At 44.5% G+C, this 1,046-nt stretch carries 2 protein-coding genes; both read right to left on the bottom strand.

Annotated elements, in window-relative coordinates; genetic code table 11:
- A partial coding sequence (locus R7P35_RS26220) for a FeoC-like transcriptional regulator (protein WP_225492909.1) occupies window positions 1–193 on the bottom strand: 193 nt, incomplete at its 3' end.
- On the bottom strand, window positions 190–1,046 hold an 857-nt coding region (locus tag R7P35_RS26215), incomplete at its 5' end, for a nucleoside recognition domain-containing protein (RefSeq protein WP_318093413.1). The genes R7P35_RS26215 and R7P35_RS26220, both read right to left, overlap by 4 nt.

The following is a 1,046-nucleotide window of genomic DNA, read 5'->3' as shown; positions in this document are numbered from 1 at the left end:
TCACGGCATAACGCACACGCATCACATCTCGAGCTTTATTGGTATCAACCAAGCGGCTAATTTTCCCCTTCTTGATCCACACGCTTAACATTGCATCCGCACCATCTTCACTCATTCCAAACTGCTTAGCCAGCTCAGACTGTGAGACCGTCCCTTTGTCTGCAATATATTGATAAAGCTCATTTAAAATCATGCGACTTGCGCCTCTAACGCACCATGTTGTTTTTTACCAATACGTTTGAATACGTGATAAGTTCCGATGAAGATTGCAACAATAATTGCCATCCAGACACCACTAGTAATTGGGCTTTCAGAGAAATGCGTCAACTGATTGTAGAACGTTGCACATAGGTAAGCTAAACCCATCGTCCATACCGCAATAAAACGTGCGAAGTTATGGCCAAATTCACGAACATACGCCCCCATCGCAGCAACACATGGTGTGTACAACAAGATGAAGATCAAGTAAGCAAACGCTGCATGACCAGAAACAAACTGAGACTTAATATTACCGAAGATAGACGCATCCACTTCTTGTTCTTCTGCAACTGCATTTGAATCTGTTAGATCACCCACTTCAATGCCTAATGGATCAGAGTAACTCAAGCCCGCAAGGTTCTCAGGAATACTCATTACCGCATCTTTTAGGCTCCCCATCAGATCGAACTCTGCTTCTTCACCATCACTTGGCGACGTGTACAAACTGTTTAGCGTACCAACGACCGCCTCTTTGGCGAAAATACCGGTAATAATACCAACCGTTGCTGGCCAGTTATCTTCTTGAATGCCAATTGGCGCAAACACTGGCGTTACCACTTGTGCCGCTTTAGAAAGTACAGAATTTTCACTGTCTTCATTACCAAAGCTGCCATCTGTACCCAACGAGTTTAGGAAACTTAGGATAGCAACAACCACAACGATGGTTTTACCTGCACCTAGCACGAAGCGCTTAAGCTTTTGCCAAGTTTTGATCACGACGTTTTGCAATGTTGGCAATTCGTAGTCCGGCATTTCCATGACTAAGCTATCGCTGCTGCCAGGGTAAA

This window comes from Vibrio sp. Vb0304, assembly GCF_033338995.1.
Classification (GTDB): domain Bacteria; phylum Pseudomonadota; class Gammaproteobacteria; order Enterobacterales; family Vibrionaceae; genus Vibrio; species Vibrio alginolyticus.
This window is presented reverse-complemented; position numbering and strand designations above follow the sequence as displayed.